The following is a 20,755-nucleotide window of genomic DNA, read 5'->3' as shown; positions in this document are numbered from 1 at the left end:
ATAATCGAGGGCCGGTATCCTCTGCGGAGGTTGCCATCAAGCCCCACGAGGTGAGGCATATTTCACCGTTGGTGCCAGGGTTGGTCACACAGCCCTGATCTGTGATAGCACACAACCGGCAGTTCGCTGTCGGCCGCGTAGAAAGCGGTCACCACAAAGACAGCAGACTGAGTTAGGGAATCCGAAGGATTTGTGTCCTTGGAAGCTCCAACGCGGTGACCTGAAAGGTCAAGGAATGTTACCGTGCAGTTCGTCCGTTTGAACAAACCGGGTGGGGGCCAATCCCGCCAAAAGCGACCATAAAACGTTGGTGCAGCGAAAACGGTAGAGCAAGCGGGGAAGCAGGCGGCCGAAAACTAGACAACAGCCGCAGGTTTCCTTTGAGAAGCTGGGGGCTCGAAAAACCGAGTCGTCGGCCTGTAAACTGAATGCATTCCCGAGAGGTAAGAGGTCAGACCCGTAACCCAAGGCAAACGTCCTATTTAACTACAGGAGCCGACCTTGGGGAAAAGTGGTAGGGATACCGGATTACAGCGATATCCCTGTCAGGTACGGCAGTTCTGTGGTTCGCAACCGCGGAGCGATCTGTGCTGAGAGGCCTCACTCACGAACTAGATGGAAGTAATTCCATCTTCGGCCCTGCTACGAGGCCGCAACTCCGAAGAGCCTCGGAGAATAGCGTCGGGGAGCTGGCAGCCAGGAGAGATCCAGAGCGCCAAATGTCAGCATCCGGGAAAGATCGCGTGGCGAGCGACGTCCCACATTTTGAGCTCCGTCTTCGAAAGAAGGCGGGGCTCTTTTGTTTTAGGAAATTGGGTTGCCACGCTGAATTGGCATAAGTAACCCTTCACTAGCCGGCGTTTGCCGGATGTCGGGTAAATTTCCTCAGGAGAGGGCCCATGAGCGAAGTAGACGAGCAAAGACAGTATTACAAGGACACCGCTGGGAGCTATGATGACGCCTGTGTGGCTGATCCCAATGATGAGCATTTCATTGCATCGGCCTTGCTGAGCGGAATATTTCGTCACTACAACATTAAATCGGTGCTGGATGTCGGGTGTGGCACCGGCCGGTCGATCAATTATCTGGAGCAGCGGCATCCTGAAATGACCTTCATGGGGGTTGAACCGGTGAAGGAGCTCCGGGACGTGGCAATCGGCAAGGGCTTAAAGGAGTCCCAGTTGGCAGAAGGCGATGCCTGCAACCTCGACTATGAAGATGGTGCTTTTGATTGTGTAATGATGTTTGGTGTCCTGCATCATATTCCGGATCCGGAACCTGCCATTCGTGAAGCCCTGCGGGTTTCACGCAAGTTGGTCTTCATTTCGGACCACAATGTTTACGGGATGGGCTCCCCGCTAACCAAACGGGTGAAGCAATGCTTTCGCGACTTGCACCTGAGGTGGCTCCTTAAACTCCTCCTGACCGGCGGGAAGGGGTACCATTCAACCAATTGGGACGGGATTTTCTATCCCTTCTCCCTGGTTGATTATTTTCCATTGATCCGGGCAAAGGTTGCCGCAACCTATACCTTTTCGACCAAGACAGCTGCCGTGAATCTCTACCGGGATGCATCGCATCTTGCCATTTTAGGCGTAAAAGAAGACGAGTAATTTCAAGAAAATGAGCGTGAAGAAACTAAATGTGAAAGCGGCCCTTGGGGCAACAAGCGCCGAGGAATCGGTGAAAGTGTCTGGCTGGGTAAGAACGCGGCGGGATGCCAAGGGATTTTCCTTCCTTGAGATCAATGACGGGACCTGCCTTGCCAATTTGCAGGCCATTGTGGATGAAAAATGCCCGGAATTTGGCCAGATCCATGAATTCACCACTGGATCAGCTGTCTGTGTGCAGGGTGCGCTGGTGGAAAGCCAGGGAGCCGGGCAGGCATGGGAAATACAGGCATCCAAGCTGGAGCTGATAGGAAAGGCAGAGGACAGCTATCCTTTGCAAAAGAAGCGCCACAGCCTTGAATACCTGCGGGAAATCGCGCACCTGCGTCCGCGCGCAAATCTGTTCGGTGCGGTTTTCCGCGTGCGCTCGCGGCTTGCCTATGCGGTGCACCAGTTTTTCCAGGAACGCGAATTCATTTATGTACACACGCCCTTAATCACAGCGAGCGACTGTGAGGGGGCGGGGGAAATGTTCCGGGTCAGCACACTCGATCCCAAAGATCCGCCACGGACTGAAGAGGGCGAAATTGATTATTCAAAGGATTTCTTTGAGCGGCCCACTTATCTTACCGTAAGCGGCCAGTTGGAGGCAGAAATTTTTGCCCTCTCCCATAGCAAGGTCTACACATTTGGACCGACATTCCGTGCTGAAAATTCAAATACATCCCGGCATGCCAGCGAGTTCTGGATGATTGAACCGGAGGTGGCCTTCTGTGACTTGGAGGGTGATATGGACCTCGCCGAGGAATTCATCAAGTATCTCATCAGCGATATTCTCGAGCATTGCGCTGGCGACTTGGAAATGTTTGGAAAGTTTGTCGACAAGGGCCTGCACGAGCGCCTGAGATTTGTCACGGAGCGACCTTTCGAACGCCTATCCTACACCGAAGCGGTGGAATTGCTGGAGAATTCCGGTGAGAAGTTTGACTTTCCGATCCGCTACGGGGCCAATCTGCAAAGCGAGCACGAACGTTACCTGACGGAAAAGCACTTCAAGCGACCCGTCACAGTCTATAATTATCCGAAGGAAATTAAACCGTTCTACATGCGTCAGAACAATGACGACAAGACGGTCGCTGCAATGGACGTCCTGGTTCCGGGAATCGGAGAAATCATCGGTGGCAGTCAACGCGAGGAACGCCTTGATCGCCTTGACGCGGCAATGGAACACCACGAGCTTTCGAAGGAAGATTACTGGTGGTACCGTGACCTACGCCGTTACGGAAGCGCACCTCATGCAGGATTTGGGCTTGGCTTCGAGCGCATGCTGATGTTTGTGACTGGCGTCGGAAATATCCGTGACGTCATTCCATTTGCCCGTACACCCGGAAACGCCGAGTTTTAATCAGTTCCAGTCTTCCTCGTCACCAAAGCCGAGCTGCTGTTTGACTTCGGGGACTTGTTCGAGGGCATCGATAAACTCGTCAACCGAGAAATCGGCCACAACAAATTCCCCGAACTCAAAAGTCGGCGTGAGGGATTGACCGCTGATATCCAGCATGCGCTTCATATTTTGCGTGCTTGCGGTCACATCACGCACTTCCAACTGAACGCCATGTTGCGAGAAGAACGACATGGCCTGTCGGCACCAGGGGCAGCCTGGTTTGATATAGATCGTGGGGGTAGTAATACTCATTCTGTTTTAATCCTAGCACGGCTTTGCAAAATGACAAATAAAAGCGGTTTCGATGTCCTCTTTTGTAATTGCCGGATGCAACTTGAAAGAATCCGCGGTGAGTGATTCAGTTCCTGTCAATCGGATGGAAAAAGTGATTCATATCAAGGGCGCCAAGGTCCACAACCTGAAGGGGATTGATGTTTCGATACCGCGTGAACAAATGGTCGTCATCACGGGGGTCAGTGGATCGGGTAAATCCTCACTGGCTTTTGATACGCTTTTTGCGGAGGGATACCGCAAGTTCATGGACAGCCTTTCGACCCGTGCCCGGCAGATCATGGAGCAAATCGAGCGTCCGGAAGTGGATTACATAGAAGGGCTTACGCCGGTCATAGCCATTGAGCAACGAACAGGCACGGGGGCGAATCCGCGCAGCACTGTCGCCTCAATCACCGAAATTGCTGATTTTGCGAGGCTACTCTGGTCGCTGTGTGGGGAGGCCTACTGTCCCGAGGATGGGGGCCGAATTGTGCAGCAATCCCTGGATGATTGCTTGGGACGGATATTCACCGAACCTGAAGGAAGCCGGGTGATGGTGGTCGCCCCTTACATGGAGGCCAAAGTTTCAGTTCTCCGGAACGAGGTGCCACACCTGAAGCAGAAGGGGTATTTGCGGGTTCGTCTGGACGGGAAGATTCTTGAATTGGAGGATCCTGACTTGTTCTCCGGCCTGAAGGGTGAGCAGCAGATGGATCTCATCATTGACCGGCTCATCCTGAGACCGGACCAACGCAGCAGGCTGGCTGATTCGCTTGAACTGGCTTTTCGGGAAGCCGACAATCGGGCCTTTGTCCTGTTGCAGGATAAAGGGAGCGAAAGCTGGCGAAGCATTCCGGTCAGCCAGCATTTTGCCTGTGAGAAATGCGGAACAGTCTTCCCGGAGATCACCCCAAGGCACTTCTCCTGGGATCATCCCGACGGTGCGTGCCGAACCTGTGGCGGGCTGGGGGAGACACTTCAATTCACTCCGGAGCTGCTCGTACCCGATCCGGAAAAATCCGTTCGCAAAGGGGCGCTCAAGCCATGGCGAATCGGGTCGAGAAAAATGATCATTGCCCGGAATGCCCAGCTAAAGCAGCTGGCTGAACAATTGCCATTTGATCCAACGGTTCCCTGGAAGGACCTGTCCGAGGATGTGCGGAAGGCAATTTTGTACGGTACCGGAGAGCGCGAATTCCTGTTCAAACTTAAGCCCGGTAACCGGAAGCCTCAGCCGGCTCGTTTTGAAGGCGTGCTGGCTGACCTGGAGCGTTCACGCAGGGATACCTCAAGCGATGGATTTCGTCATCGGCTCATGGCTTACCAGATACGGAATCGCTGTGAAGATTGTGGCGGGGCCCGCCTGAAGAAGTCATCCCGCTCAGTTCTTCTCGCCGGCACGCCGTACACGGAGTTTCTGGGAGGCACGCTTGGCGAGGCACAGGCCTTTGTTGAAGGGTTGAAACTGCCGGGTTTTGAGGAAGCTATAAAGGGACTACACAATCGTCTGCAGTTCCTCAACGAGGTGGGTTTGAGTTACCTGTCCCTTGACCGATCCTACGCCAGCCTGAGCGGCGGGGAAGCCCAGCGGGTACGTTTGGCGACACAGGTCGGAATGGGCCTTGTCGGCGTGACCTACGTCTTGGATGAGCCGACCATCGGGCTCCACCCGGCCAACACAGCAGACCTTCTTCGGACCTTGACCGATCTTCGCGATCGTGGGAACAGCGTCATCGTTGTTGAGCATGATCCTGATGTCATCCGGGCATCCGATCATCTTCTGGAGATTGGCCCGGGAGCCGGGGAGGCTGGGGGAGAGCTCGTTTTTCAAGGGACCGTCAAGGAAGCTACGAAGGATAAACATTCGCAAACGGGAGCTTTTCTCAGTGGGCGGGCCAGGGTGGAGCGCTCAGTCCCGATCAAGGAACCCACTGAGGGCTGGGTGAGGGTAAAAGGGGCCCATGAGCATAATCTAAAAGAAATCGATGTCGCTTTTCCAATGGGATTGCTGACTGTTGTCACGGGTGTCAGTGGATCGGGAAAAAGTACACTGGTAAATGACGTCCTTGGCAAAGCGGCGGCTTTCAAGCTAAACAGGGCCAAGGAAATACCCGGTCGTCACAGGGGAATTGATGGACTTTCCTCATTCGAGCGCGTGGTTCGCGTTGACCAAAGTCCGATTGGGCGTAGCCCGCGCTCAAACCCAGCCACCTTCACGAAGATATTTGATGACCTGAGAAAACTTTTTGCGCAGACCCCGCTGGCCAAGGTCCGCGGGTATGGTCCGGGACGGTTCAGTTTCAATGTCCGTGGGGGTCGTTGTGAGCGCTGTCAGGGAGACGGAGCAATCAAGCTGGATATGCAGTTTCTCAGCGATGTCTACACAGAGTGTCCAAGTTGCCACGGCCATCGCTATAACCGGGAGACCTTGGAAGTCCGTTTCAAGGGATACAATATTGCCGATGTGCTGGACCTGACGGTTGATTCGGCGGTGGACCTCTTTGCCCACCAGCCAAAGTTGCGGGCCAAGCTGGAGACACTTCAGGCCGTGGGTCTCGGATACATCCGCCTGGGACAGGCTGCCCCGACCCTCAGCGGTGGGGAGGCCCAGCGCCTAAAGTTGTCCCTTGAGCTGAGTAAAAGCCAGCGCAGCCACAATCTCTACATCCTTGATGAACCGACGACGGGTCTGCATTGGGTCGATATCCAGCACCTGATGGACTTGCTCTTTAAACTGCGCGAACAGGGACAGACCCTGATCATGATTGAGCACAATATCGATGTCATTCGCCTCGCCGACTGGATTATTGATCTGGGCCCGGGAGGCGGGACACAGGGTGGGGAGGTTCTGCACGCGGGTCCATTCGAAGAACTTAAGTCCATCAAGCGAAGTGCTACCGCCAAATCTCTGAAGGGGATGGCATAAACCTTGAATGGGCGGTATTAGGTTTCCTAATAGAGGAAATTGTCCCTGTACTAACTTCAATCCATCCGGTTCGCCAGTTGCATAAATAGAGTCAACCAGATTCAATATTCAATTCTATGTACAGGGTGCACTATTTTCTTTTTCTGCTTTCAGGGAGTTGTCTTTCGCTTCAGGGGGCAATTGTCATCGATGGCCCGACAACCGATTGGCAAGCCATTCTTCCCTCTGATCCCACCCGACAGTCCGACTACTTTAACGATGAGCAGGCTCAGGCGGCAGACATTGATATAGTCGGAAATGCCGATAACCCGGGATTTTACGTGCAGTTCTGGAATGGCGGGGATGATACCAGCCGGACCGATGGACAGCTTGCCTTTCGTCTTCGAATCAGTGGCGAGGCTAACCCCGCTGGTTTCAGCAACTATGCCTTCATCGGGATGGACCTCACAGGTGATGGTGTAATTGATATCTTCGCTGAAGCAGCAGGAGGTAACGATGATGAAATCCTCATAAAAAATGCTGGGTCTGATTTAAATGATGGCCCAAGCACAACCAGCATCACTGATGTTGGGGCAATAACCTATGCCAAAGACGCCTCTAATTTCAGTTGGACTGCAGTCACCGATACAAACGATCCCGGGGCGACCCTTGATATTGATGGCGCTGCAGGGAATGACTACTTTGTCAGCTTTTTAATTCCATACGCCGATCTGGTGCTTGCCGCCAGCAACTTCGGTATTGATCCGGCCTACGATGATACAAAAACCATTTCCTACATTGCGGCAACCGGGACACAGGCAAACGCCATCAATTCCGATTTCAATGCCCTGAACAAGGAAGAAGCGAGCAGTACCTCTTCCTGGGAAACGCTCGGTGCGATTAGCGAAGAATTGAATGCGGATGGGACGGTCGCTGTGCCTGAGCCTGCGACGTTTGCGCTTTTTGTCGGTTTAGCTGTTCTATTTGTTGGGCTGAGAAATCCCCGCCGCCGCAAATAATATATCTCAATCCAGCGGGAGCGCATCGACCATCAGGTAGGGCCCGAGAGGCCGTCTAAAGCGAATGCCGGTATGTGGAAGAAGGTCTTTGGCACCGCTTCCAATGAGCAGGCTTGTTCCGTCACCGGAATCCATCTGGCCACCAAATTCCATTCCAAGTTCGACAGCCCGGTCGATCATTCGGTAGCCGGAAACATTCTCAAAGGCCATTAACCAGAGTATATGGCGCTCCGTATCGATCCCGATGAATGTTCTCGAGATTAAAAGATCCCGGTCACCCAATGCGCGGTAGTGGGCCTTTCGATCCCAGACCTGGACACCTTGAATACCCATTGCGAGCACTGCCTCCTCGATACTTTCCTGAGTGGGGGGCTTTCTCACAAGCTGGTGCGCGTTGCCGTCCTTATCCCAGTACATCAAATAGCTATGCTTGTGCAGATGGGACATCTTTCCATCGACAACCAAAGTCTCAACCGATCGGACTTTTGCCCCGGGAAAGGAACGGTACAGGGCCTCGGGCAAATACCGTGTTGAGTTGACCAGCACGGAAGCACCGTGGCGGAGAAGCCCCAAGTCGGCCGGTTCAAGGCGGTAGATCGGGGCCTCCGGATCGTCGGGATCCGGCTCAAAGGAGAAGGGACGGTGCCTGAGCTTTACTCCCGGCGTATCCCAATGCACTTCAACGATCATCGCCTTACCGCTGCCTTGTTCGTTTTGCTCGAGCTCCTCGACGGTCAAATACACCCCGTGAAAGATTTCTCTCCGGTCAGTTACTCCAGGTTTTAAAAGAAAATAGAGTCCGACCAGGAAAAGTGCTCCCAGAAGTCCGGTTATGATAGCCCGTTTCAACCAGCGGCGTTTATGCATGAGAAAAACATGGAGGATCCATTTTCGCTTGGCGAGGACATCCTGTGAGCGACTTGGGGTAATCATTGTCCTTGTTCCTGCGCGTTGACACCTGAGATTGGAGATCGTTAATGTGTTTCAAGAGATGAAAATTGCCATCATTGGACTAGGTTATGTGGGCCTTCCACTGGGACTCCGCTTTGCGGAAGCCGGTGTGCCTGTTCTCGGCTTGGATATTGATCCGGTCAAGGTGGAGATGCTGAACAAAGGGAGGAGCTATATCAAGACGATCGAGTCGGACAGGGTCCGGTCGGCGTGTGACTCCGGAAACTTTGAAGCCTCCTCTGAATTTTCCCGCGTATCGGAAGTGGAAGCGGTGCTGATTTGTGTTCCGACTCCCTTGAGTAAATACCGCGAACCGGACATTTCCTATGTTCTCGATTCAGGCCGGAAGATTGCCCCGTATCTGGTAACCGATGACCGGCCCAAGTTGGTTGTGCTCGAATCAACAACTTATCCGGGCACGACCGATACGGACCTGCGGGAAGTCCTCGAGCAGGGATCCGGACTCAAGGCGGGAGAGGGATTCCACTTGGCCTTTTCTCCCGAGCGGGAGGATCCGGGTCGCAAGGATCACTCGGTCAGAACCATCCCGAAAGTCATGGGCGGTTATACGGAAGCGTGTTTGAAGCGCTGTGTGGAGCTGTATTCAAAAGCAATTGATGCGGTCCATCCAGTGACCTCCTGCCGTTTGGCTGAAGCAACCAAATTGACGGAAAACATTTTCCGCGCGGTTAACATTGCCTTGGTGAATGAGCTCAAGGTGGTTTATCACGAAATGGGAATTGATGTCTGGGATGTTATCGATGCAGCAGCAACGAAACCATTTGGGTACATGCCGTTTTATCCCGGGCCGGGTCTGGGGGGCCATTGTATTCCCATCGACCCGTTTTACCTGACGTGGAAGGCACGCGAATACGGGCAGCATACGCGATTTATCGAGCTGGCAGGAGAAATAAACACCCGCATGCCTGAATACGTGATCAACCGCGTCATGGAAGCGCTTAACAACGAGGGCAAGGCGCTCAAGGGAAGCAAGGTTCTCATCCTTGGTCTGGCGTATAAGCCAAACGTGGATGATGACCGTGAGTCGCCCAGCTATGTGCTGATGGAGCTTCTTGAGGAACGCGGTGCCTCGGTGGATTACCATGACCCGTTTGTGCCGGAAATTAAGCTGACCCGTGAGCATGCGCAGTTTGCCGGGCGAAAGTCCCTGGATATCGGGGAGGGCCCTGAGCCGGCCATAATCGGCTATGATCTCGTTTTGTTAGCCACAAACCATGCCGCCTACAAAGAGCTGGATTTTTCTACTTTGAACTGTCCCCTAGTGGATACGCGCAACTGGATCGTCCGGCGGCCAGCCAGGTATTACAAGGCTTAGCTAACGGCCCAAGCCGTTGTTTATCAATAATCAGGAGCAGACAAAGTTCCCGAAGTTGACATTTCCCGTTCAATTGGGAAAAATTGAAATTCCAATGACGACAACTGCTCAAAACTTACTCCAATCCAAAGGGCACGAGGAAATTTACTCGGTTAAGCCCGACCAGACAACCTACGAGGCCCTCCAGCTCATGGCCGCCAAGGAGATTGGTGCGGTCGCAGTCATGGAGGAAGGCCAGCTTCTGGGTATCCTCACGGAACGCGATTACGCCCGCAAGATCGTCCTTCACGGTCGGGCCTCCCGGCATACGCCCGTCTTCGACACGATGAACCGGGATTATCCAACCGTAACTCCAGAAACCTCGTTGGACCAATGCATGCGCAAGATCACCGACAGCCGCTTTCGTTATGTAGCCGTAATGGAGGAGAATACGCTTCTCGGGCTGGTTAGTATCGGGGACATCGTAAAGCACATCATCGCCCAGCAAAAAGCCAGTATTGAGCACCTTGAGCGCTACATCAGCGGGATCTGATCAGCTTCAGGAATTCTCAATCCGGGCAAGGTGGCGGTCAAAGCGCCTCATAACCCATAGATGGAAAACGGCCTGGGTCCGGCGGTACAAATGCCAGGGCAGCTTGGGTGTGAAGTCGTGGATAGCGATAATGAGGCAACGACGGTCCAGCATTTCACGAAATTCAATCCGGCCTTTGCGGTTATCCTTATAATTTGCGAGCCAGCCTCCGGTAATGTATAGCAACTGGCGGTCGGGCGAGCTGCGTTGTGGGGAAAGCGTAAATTCGATCAGGACCCACGATTTAAAGATCAGACTCAGACGATGGGCGTTTGTCCTTGGAGAATACGACTTGATAAACGGCCCGAGCGCCTTGGGAAGCCAACGAAAATACTCTTCTGTCACCCAGTCGGCCTTGCGGTTCCCCGGTAGCATCATTCGCTGCACTGAGCGTACTCGCCGTTGTTTTCTGATATCCTGATCATCCCTTTTACGAATCCGGTCTCGCGGGTTTGGAGACATTTCACCACCTTTTCCCAGCGATGCGGCAAGGGATTCCTCAAAGCCGATCCGGCCCCGTTTGATTTGGTCAAGTAGCGGATTATCCTTTGCCACCATGGGATGTCGCAAGCTATCGACGAGCGGTCCGACAAGATAACGGGAAGCTCCCCCCAGCATGGAGACCCAGAGCTTGGATAGCCGGGCAGAGAAAATGGGAATATTGATAAACAGACGCTTGCGCTCCATCGCCTTTGCCGTGCGCCAAAGCATATCGCGATAGGTCATGACATCCGGGCCACCAAGGTCGTAGTGATTGCCAAAGTATGCCTCGTTTCCAATGGATTCGGTGACCGCCCGGACGACATCCTGAATGGCCACGGGTTGGGTTTTGGTCTGGGTCCATCCGGGGAGTAGCATCACGGGCAGGCGCTTGACCAAGTTCACGACAATGCGAAAAGAAGAACCGCCGGGTCCCACGACCAACCCCGCGCGAAGCGCAGTCACGGGAGTTGATCCACTCCCCAGTGCTTCTTCAACCTCCAGTCGACTGGCCAGATGGGGAGAGAGCTCTTCCATTTCAGGAATCAATCCACCCATGTAGAGAATCTGTTTGAGCCCGGCAAGTTGTGCCGCGCGGGCAAAGTTGTCCGCCATGATCAGGTCCAGATCGGCGAAGGTTCCCTGAAGCAGACGGGCTGAGGGCATCATTGAATGAACCAGATAGATGGCGCAGTCAGCTCCGACAAGGGCCTTTTCAAGCTCAAGCAGGCTGAACAGATCGCAGGTGCGCCACTCTTCACCGGTATGATCGGATCGATGAATAATTGCGGACTTGGAGCGCGTGAGGCAAACCAAGCGGTATTTCCTTCGCAGGGCTCGACGGAGCGCGGTGCCGACAAAGCCAGTGGCTCCCGCCATGACAATTTTCGGCCGTTGATCCTTTTTTGGCATGTCATATCTAATGTACGAATTCCCCTCAGTTGCCCATCTTATTCGAAGAACTTGTCCTTGCTGTGCTGCGACATATCCCGGTCTACACAAGCGGTCACTTGTCACCGCATTCCAAAATTATCATTGCGATAATTTTGATCGGGCAACAACATGGACCGGAACCCAAACCCCAATAAATTATGACACGATTAACATTTATGGGTGCCGCAGGCACCGTTACAGGAAGTCGCCACCTGCTCGAGGTTAACGACACGCGCATTCTGATTGATTGTGGGTTATTCCAAGGGCCCAAGAAGAACCGACTCAAGAACTGGGAACCTTTTCCGATCGATCCATCCACAATTGATGCCGTGATTCTCACTCACGCGCATATTGATCACATCGGGTTTCTACCGGCCATTGTGAATGAAGGATTCAACGGTCCAATTTATTGTACGCGGGCGACAGCTGAGCTGGCTGGTATTCTTTTACCGGATACGGGCCACTTGCAGGAAGAAGAAGCCAAGTGGGCCAATAAGAAAGGCTATTCCAAGCACAAGCCGGCAAAGCCGTTGTTTACGGAAGATGATGCACGCGCTGTCCTGCCGTATTTGAAAGCCGTTGATTACGGCGAGCATTTTGAACCGGCTCCCAAGGTCCGCGCAAAGTACCGTGATACCGGGCACATCCTCGGGGCAGGCTTTCTTGACCTGAAAAGTGACCGGGACGGAAACTCCCGGAAAATTGTTTTTTCGGGTGATCTGGGGCGCCCTACGGATGCGATTCTTCGTCCTCCGGTGGCAGCTTACAATGTCGACTACCTCGTCATGGAATCAACTTATGGCGACCGCCTTCACAAGGAGGAATTCTCCGCGGATGAGCTGGCCCGTGTCGTCAATGAAAGTCTGGAACGGAATGGTGTACTGGTCATTCCTTCGTTTGCGGTTGGGCGGTCACAGACGCTGCTTTACGTCCTGAGGGAGCTTGAAGTGGCTGGACGAATTCCGGAAGTCCCCGTCTATCTGGATTCACCGATGGCCAATTCAGCTCTCACGGTGCATCGCAATCACATCCGTGACCTGAACCTGATTTGCCGCAAGCAATCGCTTTCAGGGGTTCGCTTGTTCCATCCGAAAAAGTTGCGCCTGTCGGTTACGCGGAACCAGTCAATGGAGATTAACGACATTCAAAAGGGAGCAATCATTATTTCCGCCAGTGGCATGGTCACCGGTGGACGCATTCTGCACCACTTGAAGGAACGCCTTTCCGATGAACGCCACACGGTCTTGTTCATTGGCTACCAGGCTGAGGGAACGCGGGGTCGTGCAATTCTCGAGGGCAAGGAAAGTATCCGCATGTTTGGGCAGGATGTGCCGGTGAAGGCAAAGATTGAGCGAATTGAAGGCTTTTCCGGGCATGCCGACTACAACGAGATGCTAGCTTGGATGATGGGCTTCAACAAGGATCCGGAACAAATCTTTCTTGTCCATGGTGAACCGGAGGCCAGCAAGGCCATGGCAGGACACATTAAGAAGCAATTCCGTTGGGACGTGACCGTGCCGAAGGAAGATGATCAAGTCCTGATTGACTTCTAAAGTATTACTGAATGCAGATCGCTGGAGGTTGAGGCGCAACCCCTGCTGTCCACTGCGAACGGTCCATTAATTGCCTTTTTTGAGGTAATCCCCGCGGCTGAAATACTTTTCAAGCCAGACATACATGATGATGAAGAAGTAGCGGCTTCCCATCTCCTTGATTTTCAATTTGGCGACGCCAGTGCGCCGATTGCGCCAGGTAATGGGAATGACTGTCCAGGTGTATCCACGGACAATCGCCTTCAAGGGAATTTCCACGGTAAGGTTGAAATGCGGTGAGATCAGCGGTTGAATTCCCTCGATGACTTTCCTGCGGTAGGCCTTGAACGCATTGGTGGTATCATTCAGGCGGATGTGGAAAAGGTGCCGGATAAAGAAGTTGGCCAAGCGGTTGAAGAAATATTTGACCATCGGATAATCAATTGTCCCACCGCCCTTGATGAAGCGTGAACCAAATACGCAATCGTATCCCTCGTTCAATTTGTTCCAGTAGATCGCCACATCGCGGACATCGTCGGATTCATCCGCCATCATGATGACGGCTGCATCTCCAGCCATCCGTTCAAGTCCTAATCGGATAGCCCTTCCGAATCCGTTATCCCCCTTGTTCTGTACAGGTTTGATCTCAGGGATCTCATTGCTGAGTCCCTGCAGGATTTCCCAAGTCGTGTCCGTGGATCCATCGTCCACGGGAATAATCTCGTGCGGGATTTTTTGCAGGCTCAGATCCAAGTGGAGGTGACGCAGTGTTGCCTCTATGCAACCCGATTCATCCCGGGCGGGGAGAACCACGCTGAGTAGATTCAAAGGGGGCAAATCTGGATTGGCGGGATGAGGCGTCATTTTCGGCATGCTAAGAGCCTGCTCAAGGTTAAGGCAATCAGGATCTCATGGCCTTTGCAATTGCATGAAGACCTGACGGATACAGGGGGGTGCCCCAGGCAGTATTTCCTTCAATGGCAATCGGGCCATTCTCGCTCATACCAATATCCCATCCGAGCGTCGAAAGGTTTTTGAAGGTCCGTGCTAGGTTGGTCACCAGTTCCAAGGTGGCCCCCCAGTCGGGAAGGTTCAATGCCTTGAGAGGAATTTTCCTTTCGCCACAGACATGGTCCGAGCCAACAATCCCGAATCCGCTTGAGTGGACCGTCCACGTGGCTTGGGGCATCCCGGTCTTCGTATCCAGTTCGAGCATTTCCTGACCATTCTCAGCATAACCTGTGTTATCAACAATGGTGTTTTTGGCGGGAATACGCAGGTAGGCGAGAAGGATATCGGGCTCAATTGCATGAGCATTCGGCCACCATGTCACGATTCTACAGGTGATAAGTGCCGTCTCGGAAAGTACAGTCAGCTTGGGATGCGTCTGGATCCATTGCTGGAAAATCAGCTCTCGTCCCCGGGCAAGTTCCTTTAAGTGGCCAAGTAGTTCATTGTCCCCGAATTTTCGGCCATCCCAAGAATGGAAGTGAGTTCCATCCCGCACGAAGGCTGACGCCCCATCCCCACCGGCTCCATAGGCCGGCTTGGCAAAAAAGCGGTTGGGCAGTCGCGATAGCAAGTCGGGATCCGGTTGCCCGGTTGCATATATCTCAGGAACACAAATGCCCAGCTCGCGGCAGCGCGCATAAAAACGAGGCTTTATGTCCACCAATGAGCGGTGTTCTGGCGGGTTGACCCGGTTCATCCAGGCAATTGTTTTCCGAGCAGAAAAATCCTTGTGGAGGGAAAGGGGACCCGGATCCCGCGCCAGCAATCCGTATAAACGAATTTCCTTCAGCATGAGCCTGTAGCGACAACGGAGCCAGATAATCTCAAACAGGATAACCAGAAACAATCTCTGATGATGTCTGCTGCCGTCCCGGGCAAGGGTGATGAACTCTGAAACCTTAGCGGCAATCGCCTTCATGTTTTTTTGGGCTGGGCAGTTCCATTTCGGCAAGGGCCCGACGATCGGTCTTGCCGGTTGAAGTCTCGGGAAAAACGGTGAGGGGCACCCACCGTGCGGGAAGCATGATCCGCGGAAGCCGCTCGAGAATATGCGCCCCCAGACGGGTCTCAAGCTGATCGGTTTGGCGCGACCGGTAAAACCCCACAAGTTGGAAATTGGAATCTTCCGCGCGAAGGGGCCGATGGACCACAGCCACTTCATCGACCAGGCCGGAGTTCATGAGAACCGATTCAATCTCCGCCAGTTCAACAAGGTTACCGTTTACTTTGACCCGTGAATCGCGTCGACCCGCATTATGGAACACTCCATCTGTATCGATGAAACCATAGTCGCCGGTCTTGTACAGGGCCTTTCCATCTTTCCTGAAGGAGAGGACAGACTGGTTCAATTCAGGGGCGTTCAGATAACCTCGGAAAATGTAGTCACTTTCCACGACAAGCTGTCCTTCCTCGAGAGTTTCCGCTTCTGACCCGTCAGCCCGTAGAATGCGTGCATTCAATGACTTGAAAGGCTTTCCGACAGGAATGGGACCCTTCCCGTGTTCATAACATTTGGAGAGGCAATTCATGGTGATCGTTCCGCATTCGGTGGACCCGAGGCAGGCCGCGAACTTGACTTTTTCAGCGCAGGTGCGCTTCCAAAGTTCGATATCGCCGGAACGGGCTCGCTCACCGCCAGGAATCAGAAGGCGAAGATCCGGAAGGGGTGGATCTCCGTCCCATAGACCGAGAAAACGTCGCATGACGGAGGTGATCATGTGCATGATGGTGATGCGCTCATCGCACATCCACTGGGGCAACTCGGACAAGCCACGCTGTCGAATATTGTATATGGATAGGGTGATTCCATAAAGAAGTGGGGAATGGATAGCCATGACTCCTCCCATGAACGCGCTGATATAGAATATCCCGTACCGGTCTGCAGCGGTGTATTCGGCACGAGTTCCCCTGCGCCACGCCACATGTAGAAGCATTTTTCGGGAGAGAACTGCTCCTTTCGGGACGCCGGTTGAGCCGGATGTGAAAAGGAGCACTGCAGGAGCTTCTGGAGAAACTTCCACGGGAAGTGGGGGTGAGTTGCCTCCTGCGAATTGTGACGCCTCATCAAATGAATAGATTTTCATGCTCCCGGGACTATCAATATGCAGACTGTCGGGAGAGAGGGTAATGGCTGCCGTTGCTCCCGATAATGTAACAATCTTTTGGATACGCAAATCAGGAAACTCGGTATCGACCGGGACATAGTAGCGTCCGGCGAGCAAGACTCCGTAGAGAGCGCAGATGAACTGCCAACTTGTTTGGAAATGCAGGAGCACCGGACCTTCACCGTCTGGATCCTTTTCCAGGAGAAAGGAAGCGACCTTTGCTGCCTTTGCATGAAGTTGTGCAAAAGTCAGCCGGGTCCCGCCATCACGCAAAGCAACACGTTCGGGATAGGCGCGGACGACTTGGAGAAAGCGTTCGATATAGGATTCCCCTGCCACAGGCTCATCGAGGGGCAGCGGTGAAGCGGCATTGCCTTGCCTGACCTCCTCGTTTACTTCGGTGGCAAGGTTTTCGTCAGCAATGTCCAGAACTGCCTGTATCTTGTCTGCGAGAACCTGGCTGTTTGGCGGTTTGAGGAGGGAAAAATGGTCCCCCGGAACCGTTTGAACAACGAGCCCCTTGTTTTGGAGGTGCGAGGTCCAGCCCAGATCAAAGTCCAGTTCCCGGTGCAGGGTTAATTGCTCTTCAGCGCGGAAAAGGTGGACAATCCCCGGATAAGTGCCGGGATCAAACCCGTCTCGAAGTTTCTCCTGCGATTCGACCTTCATTTCCTTTGCCCCCGGGGCCACCGGCTTCTTATCGATGGAGGAATCACTCTGAGGTTTTCTTTTTACAGCTGGCAGGTTGTCTTTCAGTTTTTGTTGGATCAATGGCACCCACCGGCTGAACCGAAATGGTTCAGAGTATAGCTTGCGGACTTCACGACACCTGGAGAGGAATTGCCAATTGTGCGAGATGAGCTTCAGGAAGCCCTGTTGTCCATGAGGTAGCCCGTATCCATTCCGGCTTGAACTATCGAGAAGCATCAGGCAATCCACTCGTTCACCTGTTTCGACAAGGATGCGGGCCATTTCCCATGCGAGCGGCCCGCCAAAGGAAAAACCCGCAAACCGATATGGCCCCTGGGGTTGCTTGTTGCGAACCACCGACAGGGCACAGGTAGCCAAGTCCCGGATGGAGGAGTAGGTGTGTGCCCCCGATGCGGAAACGCGTGGTTCAATGACATGGAAGGGCGTGTTTTCGGAAAGTGCTTCGGCCAGCTCCCGGAAATGGAAAACCCCACCCATTGCGGGAGCAATCCCAAATAGCGGACGGCCCGTTCCCTCCGGTTTGAGAGGTATATAGAGAGGGGCCCGGTCATCCGCATCAAAATTTGAAACAGCTGCGGCAAAGTCCTCCAGTATTGGAGTGAGGTAGATCTGCCCAACTGGAATGGCACATCCGGTATCCCGCTCAACCTCAAGGCTCATCGCGGTCGCAGTGAGTGAATCGCCGCCAGATTCAAAGAAATGGCTACGCCGGTCTATTTTGGCGTCTGGAAGAAGATTCGTCCATGTGTTTGTGAGCGAATTAATCAAATTTTGGGGCATGGCAAAAACCTGGAAAGTTCAGACAAGAACGATCTATTATCGCGATTGGATGTAAGGACAAGTCAATAGCTGTGAGTGCCAGTCTCGATTCTTGCGATTGATCTTGCCCAAGTAGAAGGTATCCTGCGAATTGAAAAGACATGAAAGCGGAGAGTACATCGTCGGACCAAAGGCCACTTCTTGAGTGGGCCGCGCGCCTGTGTCCGGATTCCCCGCGCAAGCGTGTCAAGGAATGGATTGCCTCCGGGCGGTTTTACCTCGATGGCGAAGTGGTGACAAAGGCCGGCTTGCGCATTGAGGATCCCGGGGATTCACTCACCATGGGCGCTCCGGACACATCTGTATTTTCATGGGTTCGGAGGAAGCGGATTCATCCGAAGCTGACGGTACTCTATATGGATGAGAGCCTTGCGATTGTGAACAAGGATGCGGGGGTTCTTTCCGTTCCGGTTGAAGGGCAAGGTGGCGAATCGGCATTAAGTATTCTCGGTGATTATCTCAACGATCCGAAAGGCGAGGGGACACGCAGGCGGATCTTTGGCGCACCCGGCAAGGTCATGCCTCTCCCGGTGCATCGGCTCGACCAATACACGAGTGGGCTCTTGTGCCTGGCCATGAATCCGGATGCGCGAGCACACCTCATCGACCAGTTGAGGAAGCACACGCTCCTTCGCGAATACATTGCTTTCTGTGACGGACGAGCACGCGCCGAGAGTGGCACTTGGCGCCATTATCTGAAGCTGGACCACGCAGGCTACCACCAGTCGCTTTACAACAAACCTGTCGAGGGATCGACAGAAGCCGTGACCCACTACGAGACTGAACATATTTTCGAGCGTCACCGTGTGACAAAAGTCCGCATCCGCCTGGAAACCGGGCTGAAGCACCAGATACGCATTCAAGCCGCTGCGGAGGGATTGTCGCTTGTTGGTGACCGTCTTTATAATTCCGCTACAAGAAAGGCGGTTGAACGCAAGGGCGCCACACTTCCATATGGATTTCGCCGGCAAGCCCTTCATGCCTGCACGATTGGGCTCAAGCATCCGGAAAGTGGTAAAGAGCTGCGTTTTGAGTCCCCGCTGCCGGGGGATCTCAAGGGCCTTGAAGAGCGGCTTGATTAGTGAAGCCCGGCCAGACCGGGCACATCGCTAGAGCTGCATGTTACTCAACTGGAGCAGGGCCACCGACTTCTTTGGGTGGATCAGGAAACGGCGTCCATCCTCTGAGGTCTCGACACCGAGTTGAATAAACTGAATCACTTCCTCGGGAGTCAGGCTTGGATCAATGGCGAGCAACTTGGCGGCAAGATTGGTGACATTTGGTGCCGACATCGAGGTGCCGGAAAACTTCATGAGCCGACCACCCGGGACCGGGCTCTCCACTTCAAAACCATTGGCGTGTACACGGATGTTCTTCCCGTAACTGGTGAAACCCGTTTCGTCACCAGCTTGATCGACGGCACCAACAACCAGTACATTCGAAAGGTCAATGGAACTAGGAATAATCTTGTTGAAGTCCACGTCATTGTCGGAGTTTCCAGCAGCTGGGATAAAGAGAATTTCCGGGGCGCTGGCCATGGCTTCAACGAGTGAGTCATACCCAATATCAAATAGCACCCGGGCGATTTCCGCACGCTGCTCGGGGTTATCACCCACGCCATTTGCTTCGAGCGCATACTCCAGTCCAGCTTGGCTGCCGCCCCAGCTCATGTTGACCACGCGGACCCCGGCATCCTTGAAGTATTGTACCATCGCCATGACCTCCTCGCTTGACCGGATGGAATCCTCCAAAGTGGGTTTATCAGGAATAATTTCGTGTCCGAAAGTGATGCGCGAGTTGAGAATTCTTGCTGCCGGGTTTCCCGCTGCGGCGATACCGGCTACATGCGTTCCATGTGTATAATTTCCGTTCAGGCTCAGGTTTTCCACAAAGGGTTTGTATTCCTCACGGGTCAGAGCGGCCATTTTCTCGCGGGTGGATTTGGCCTCGTCTGAATCAACGGCAGCCTGAAGGTCAAGGAGGCCCTTCACGAAATCCAATTCTTCCGGGTATGCGGTCAGTTGCTCTTCCGTTAGCGGATACAAGTTGCCCGTCGTCCGATAGCCATCCAGGTCCCATGCAGGCCCATTTACATCGTCAACAAACCCATTCTCATCATTGTCAATCCCATCACCGGGAATTTCGTTTTCATTGACCCACATTTGTCCGGTGGCCTCAAAGATTGCGGCATCGACCCCGCTATCGCTGATGGCGATGATGACTGGCGTCAGGTTTTCACTGCTCGTGAGATCCACGCTGCGATCAGCCCAGATGTCGGCTTTTTCCACCCGGTTGTCCGCGATGTAATCAGTTGTGACCGCGACAATCTGTTCCTTCAGGGGGAGGACATTATCCAACATGTACCGGACGGAGGCAAGAGAAGCTACATCGCCCAGTGCGAGCTCCTTGTTGTTATCAACCGTGTTTTGCATGGAGTTTTCCAAGCCGCCAAGATACAGGGCTTCGGAAAGATACTGGAAGGTGCCATTTGTCTGCTCAATGTCGTCCTGAACAATATCCCACGGCAGCTCGATTACTTTTGGTTTATAGGCTTGAATAAACCGGTCTGCGACGGATTCCGGGGATTGAGCCTTGCCATCCATGTACACCTCAATGAGGGCCTCGGTGATAAGACCGGAGGTGAGCTTGTCGGACGGCTTGTCGAACATTTCGCGGATTTCCTGAATCTTCTCGAGGGCGGCATCGTAGTTGCCCTCCAATATGTCGAGCGTCCGCAACGTGGAAATATAGCCGCGAACAGTGGCCTTGTCCTGAATGTCAAACTCTTCCAGCTGCCGCTCAATCTCAGTCCGGAGCTTGGAGAAATACTCATCAAGAGCCTTTTGGTCATTCAGAAGCTCAATCACATTCCCATCAAAGGGGAAGGCAATTCTTGGTAACTGATCGGCCTCAGTAATGACCTGCTTCTCTGCAGAAGCGATTGAAACGAAGCCACACAGGACAGCCATGGGCAGGAATAGACGGTAGAGAGATAATTGCTTCATGTGAAAATTCTGTCCGGTTTATGGAAATCCGCAAGATGCAGGTGAAAAAT

15 protein-coding genes are annotated in these 20,755 nt (G+C 53.4%); 8 read left to right on the top strand and 7 right to left on the bottom strand.

Going from position 1 to position 20,755, the window contains the following annotated elements; translation table 11 throughout:
- Positions 1 to 899 precede the first annotated feature (899 nt).
- Both G0Q06_RS10845 and asnS read left to right on the top strand, forming a co-directional pair.
- Positions 900 to 1,613, top strand: a complete 714-nt coding sequence (locus tag G0Q06_RS10845) for a class I SAM-dependent methyltransferase (protein WP_163965778.1) — start codon at positions 900 to 902, stop codon at positions 1,611 to 1,613.
- Between the two features lie 16 nt (positions 1,614 to 1,629).
- A complete protein-coding gene (asnS, locus tag G0Q06_RS10840) occupies positions 1,630 to 3,015 on the top strand; it encodes an asparagine--tRNA ligase (RefSeq protein WP_163965776.1) in 1,386 nt (461 codons plus the stop codon).
- Here the strand turns inward: asnS and G0Q06_RS10835 are convergent, their stop codons facing one another.
- Positions 3,016 to 3,306 (bottom strand): glutaredoxin family protein, encoded by a 291-nt coding sequence (locus tag G0Q06_RS10835; RefSeq protein ID WP_163965774.1) that lies wholly within the window; start codon positions 3,304 to 3,306, stop codon positions 3,016 to 3,018.
- 52 nt (positions 3,307 to 3,358) lie between these two features.
- On the opposite strand from G0Q06_RS10835, the gene uvrA reads away from it, so the two are divergent.
- A complete protein-coding gene (gene uvrA, locus G0Q06_RS10830) occupies positions 3,359 to 6,253 on the top strand; it encodes an excinuclease ABC subunit UvrA (RefSeq protein ID WP_238710705.1) in 2,895 nt (964 codons plus the stop codon).
- Positions 6,254 to 6,378: 125 nt separating this feature from the next.
- The gene (locus G0Q06_RS10825) at positions 6,379 to 7,251 is read left to right on the top strand and encodes a PEP-CTERM sorting domain-containing protein (RefSeq protein ID WP_163965772.1); all 873 of its coding nucleotides are present in this window, start codon (positions 6,379 to 6,381) and stop codon (positions 7,249 to 7,251) included.
- Positions 7,252 to 7,257: 6 nt separating this feature from the next.
- Here G0Q06_RS10825 and G0Q06_RS10820 read toward each other — a convergent pair whose 3' ends face one another.
- Positions 7,258 to 8,184, bottom strand: a complete 927-nt coding sequence (locus tag G0Q06_RS10820) for a hypothetical protein (protein ID WP_163965769.1) — start codon at positions 8,182 to 8,184, stop codon at positions 7,258 to 7,260.
- 58 nt (positions 8,185 to 8,242) lie between these two features.
- Here G0Q06_RS10820 and G0Q06_RS10815 point away from each other — a divergent pair, with 58 nt between their 5' ends.
- Positions 8,243 to 9,538: a nucleotide sugar dehydrogenase gene (locus tag G0Q06_RS10815; protein ID WP_163965766.1), complete on the top strand. Its 1,296-nt coding sequence runs from the start codon at positions 8,243 to 8,245 to the stop codon at positions 9,536 to 9,538.
- Positions 9,539 to 9,632: 94 nt separating this feature from the next.
- Complete coding sequence (locus tag G0Q06_RS10810) at positions 9,633 to 10,070, top strand: CBS domain-containing protein (protein ID WP_163965763.1); 438 nt, start codon at positions 9,633 to 9,635, stop codon at positions 10,068 to 10,070.
- 6 nt (positions 10,071 to 10,076) lie between these two features.
- On the opposite strand, the gene G0Q06_RS10805 is transcribed toward G0Q06_RS10810, so the two are convergent.
- A complete protein-coding gene (locus tag G0Q06_RS10805) occupies positions 10,077 to 11,501 on the bottom strand; it encodes an NAD-dependent epimerase/dehydratase family protein (protein ID WP_163965760.1) in 1,425 nt (474 codons plus the stop codon).
- Positions 11,502 to 11,680: 179 nt separating this feature from the next.
- Here G0Q06_RS10805 and G0Q06_RS10800 point away from each other — a divergent pair, with 179 nt between their 5' ends.
- Complete coding sequence (locus G0Q06_RS10800) at positions 11,681 to 13,075, top strand: MBL fold metallo-hydrolase RNA specificity domain-containing protein (protein WP_238710691.1); 1,395 nt, start codon at positions 11,681 to 11,683, stop codon at positions 13,073 to 13,075.
- A gap of 66 nt (positions 13,076 to 13,141) precedes the next feature.
- On the opposite strand, the gene G0Q06_RS10795 is transcribed toward G0Q06_RS10800, so the two are convergent.
- The 3 genes from G0Q06_RS10795 to G0Q06_RS10785 are packed head-to-tail and all read right to left on the bottom strand — an operon-like array spanning position 13,142 to position 17,661.
- Positions 13,142 to 13,927 (bottom strand): glycosyltransferase family 2 protein, encoded by a 786-nt coding sequence (locus tag G0Q06_RS10795; RefSeq protein ID WP_163965758.1) that lies wholly within the window; start codon positions 13,925 to 13,927, stop codon positions 13,142 to 13,144.
- Between the two features lie 28 nt (positions 13,928 to 13,955).
- Positions 13,956 to 14,984 carry a sugar-transfer associated ATP-grasp domain-containing protein gene (locus G0Q06_RS10790; RefSeq protein WP_163965755.1) on the bottom strand — a complete coding sequence of 343 codons (1,029 nt, stop codon included), beginning with the start codon at positions 14,982 to 14,984 and terminating at the stop codon, positions 13,956 to 13,958.
- Positions 14,965 to 17,661: an AMP-binding protein gene (locus G0Q06_RS10785; RefSeq protein ID WP_163965753.1), complete on the bottom strand. Its 2,697-nt coding sequence runs from the start codon at positions 17,659 to 17,661 to the stop codon at positions 14,965 to 14,967. Before G0Q06_RS10785 ends, G0Q06_RS10790 begins: the two co-directional genes overlap by 20 nt.
- A gap of 140 nt (positions 17,662 to 17,801) precedes the next feature.
- Here G0Q06_RS10785 and G0Q06_RS10780 point away from each other — a divergent pair, with 140 nt between their 5' ends.
- Positions 17,802 to 18,782 carry an RluA family pseudouridine synthase gene (locus G0Q06_RS10780; protein WP_163965750.1) on the top strand — a complete coding sequence of 327 codons (981 nt, stop codon included), beginning with the start codon at positions 17,802 to 17,804 and terminating at the stop codon, positions 18,780 to 18,782.
- A 27-nt stretch (positions 18,783 to 18,809) separates the two neighbouring features.
- On the opposite strand, the gene G0Q06_RS10775 is transcribed toward G0Q06_RS10780, so the two are convergent.
- Positions 18,810 to 20,705, bottom strand: coding sequence for a S8 family serine peptidase (locus G0Q06_RS10775; RefSeq protein ID WP_163965747.1), 1,896 nt, complete (start codon positions 20,703 to 20,705; stop codon positions 18,810 to 18,812).
- Between the last annotated feature and the right edge of the window lie 50 nt (positions 20,706 to 20,755).

Source organism: Oceanipulchritudo coccoides (assembly GCF_010500615.1).
Taxonomy (GTDB): domain Bacteria; phylum Verrucomicrobiota; class Verrucomicrobiia; order Opitutales; family Oceanipulchritudinaceae; genus Oceanipulchritudo; species Oceanipulchritudo coccoides.
Note: the sequence above shows the minus strand (reverse complement) of the source record. Positions and strands in the feature narration are given on the sequence as shown.

Excerpts from the sequence above, each read along its gene's own strand:
- G0Q06_RS10845 (WP_163965778.1), top strand. The coding sequence starts at position 900 with ATGAGCGAAGTAGACGAGCAAAGACAGTATTACAAGGACACCGCTGGG.
- G0Q06_RS10835 (WP_163965774.1), bottom strand. The coding sequence starts at position 3,306 with ATGAGTATTACTACCCCCACGATCTATATCAAACCAGGCTGCCCCTGG.
- uvrA (WP_238710705.1), top strand. The coding sequence starts at position 3,359 with ATGTCCTCTTTTGTAATTGCCGGATGCAACTTGAAAGAATCCGCGGTG.
- G0Q06_RS10820 (WP_163965769.1), bottom strand. The coding sequence starts at position 8,184 with ATGATTACCCCAAGTCGCTCACAGGATGTCCTCGCCAAGCGAAAATGG.
- G0Q06_RS10815 (WP_163965766.1), top strand. The coding sequence starts at position 8,243 with ATGAAAATTGCCATCATTGGACTAGGTTATGTGGGCCTTCCACTGGGA.
- G0Q06_RS10810 (WP_163965763.1), top strand. The coding sequence starts at position 9,633 with ATGACGACAACTGCTCAAAACTTACTCCAATCCAAAGGGCACGAGGAA.
- G0Q06_RS10805 (WP_163965760.1), bottom strand. The coding sequence starts at position 11,501 with ATGCCAAAAAAGGATCAACGGCCGAAAATTGTCATGGCGGGAGCCACT.
- G0Q06_RS10800 (WP_238710691.1), top strand. The coding sequence starts at position 11,681 with ATGACACGATTAACATTTATGGGTGCCGCAGGCACCGTTACAGGAAGT.
- G0Q06_RS10795 (WP_163965758.1), bottom strand. The coding sequence starts at position 13,927 with ATGCCGAAAATGACGCCTCATCCCGCCAATCCAGATTTGCCCCCTTTG.
- G0Q06_RS10790 (WP_163965755.1), bottom strand. The coding sequence starts at position 14,984 with ATGAAGGCGATTGCCGCTAAGGTTTCAGAGTTCATCACCCTTGCCCGG.
- G0Q06_RS10785 (WP_163965753.1), bottom strand. The coding sequence starts at position 17,661 with ATGCCCCAAAATTTGATTAATTCGCTCACAAACACATGGACGAATCTT.
- G0Q06_RS10780 (WP_163965750.1), top strand. The coding sequence starts at position 17,802 with ATGAAAGCGGAGAGTACATCGTCGGACCAAAGGCCACTTCTTGAGTGG.
- G0Q06_RS10775 (WP_163965747.1), bottom strand. The coding sequence starts at position 20,705 with ATGAAGCAATTATCTCTCTACCGTCTATTCCTGCCCATGGCTGTCCTG.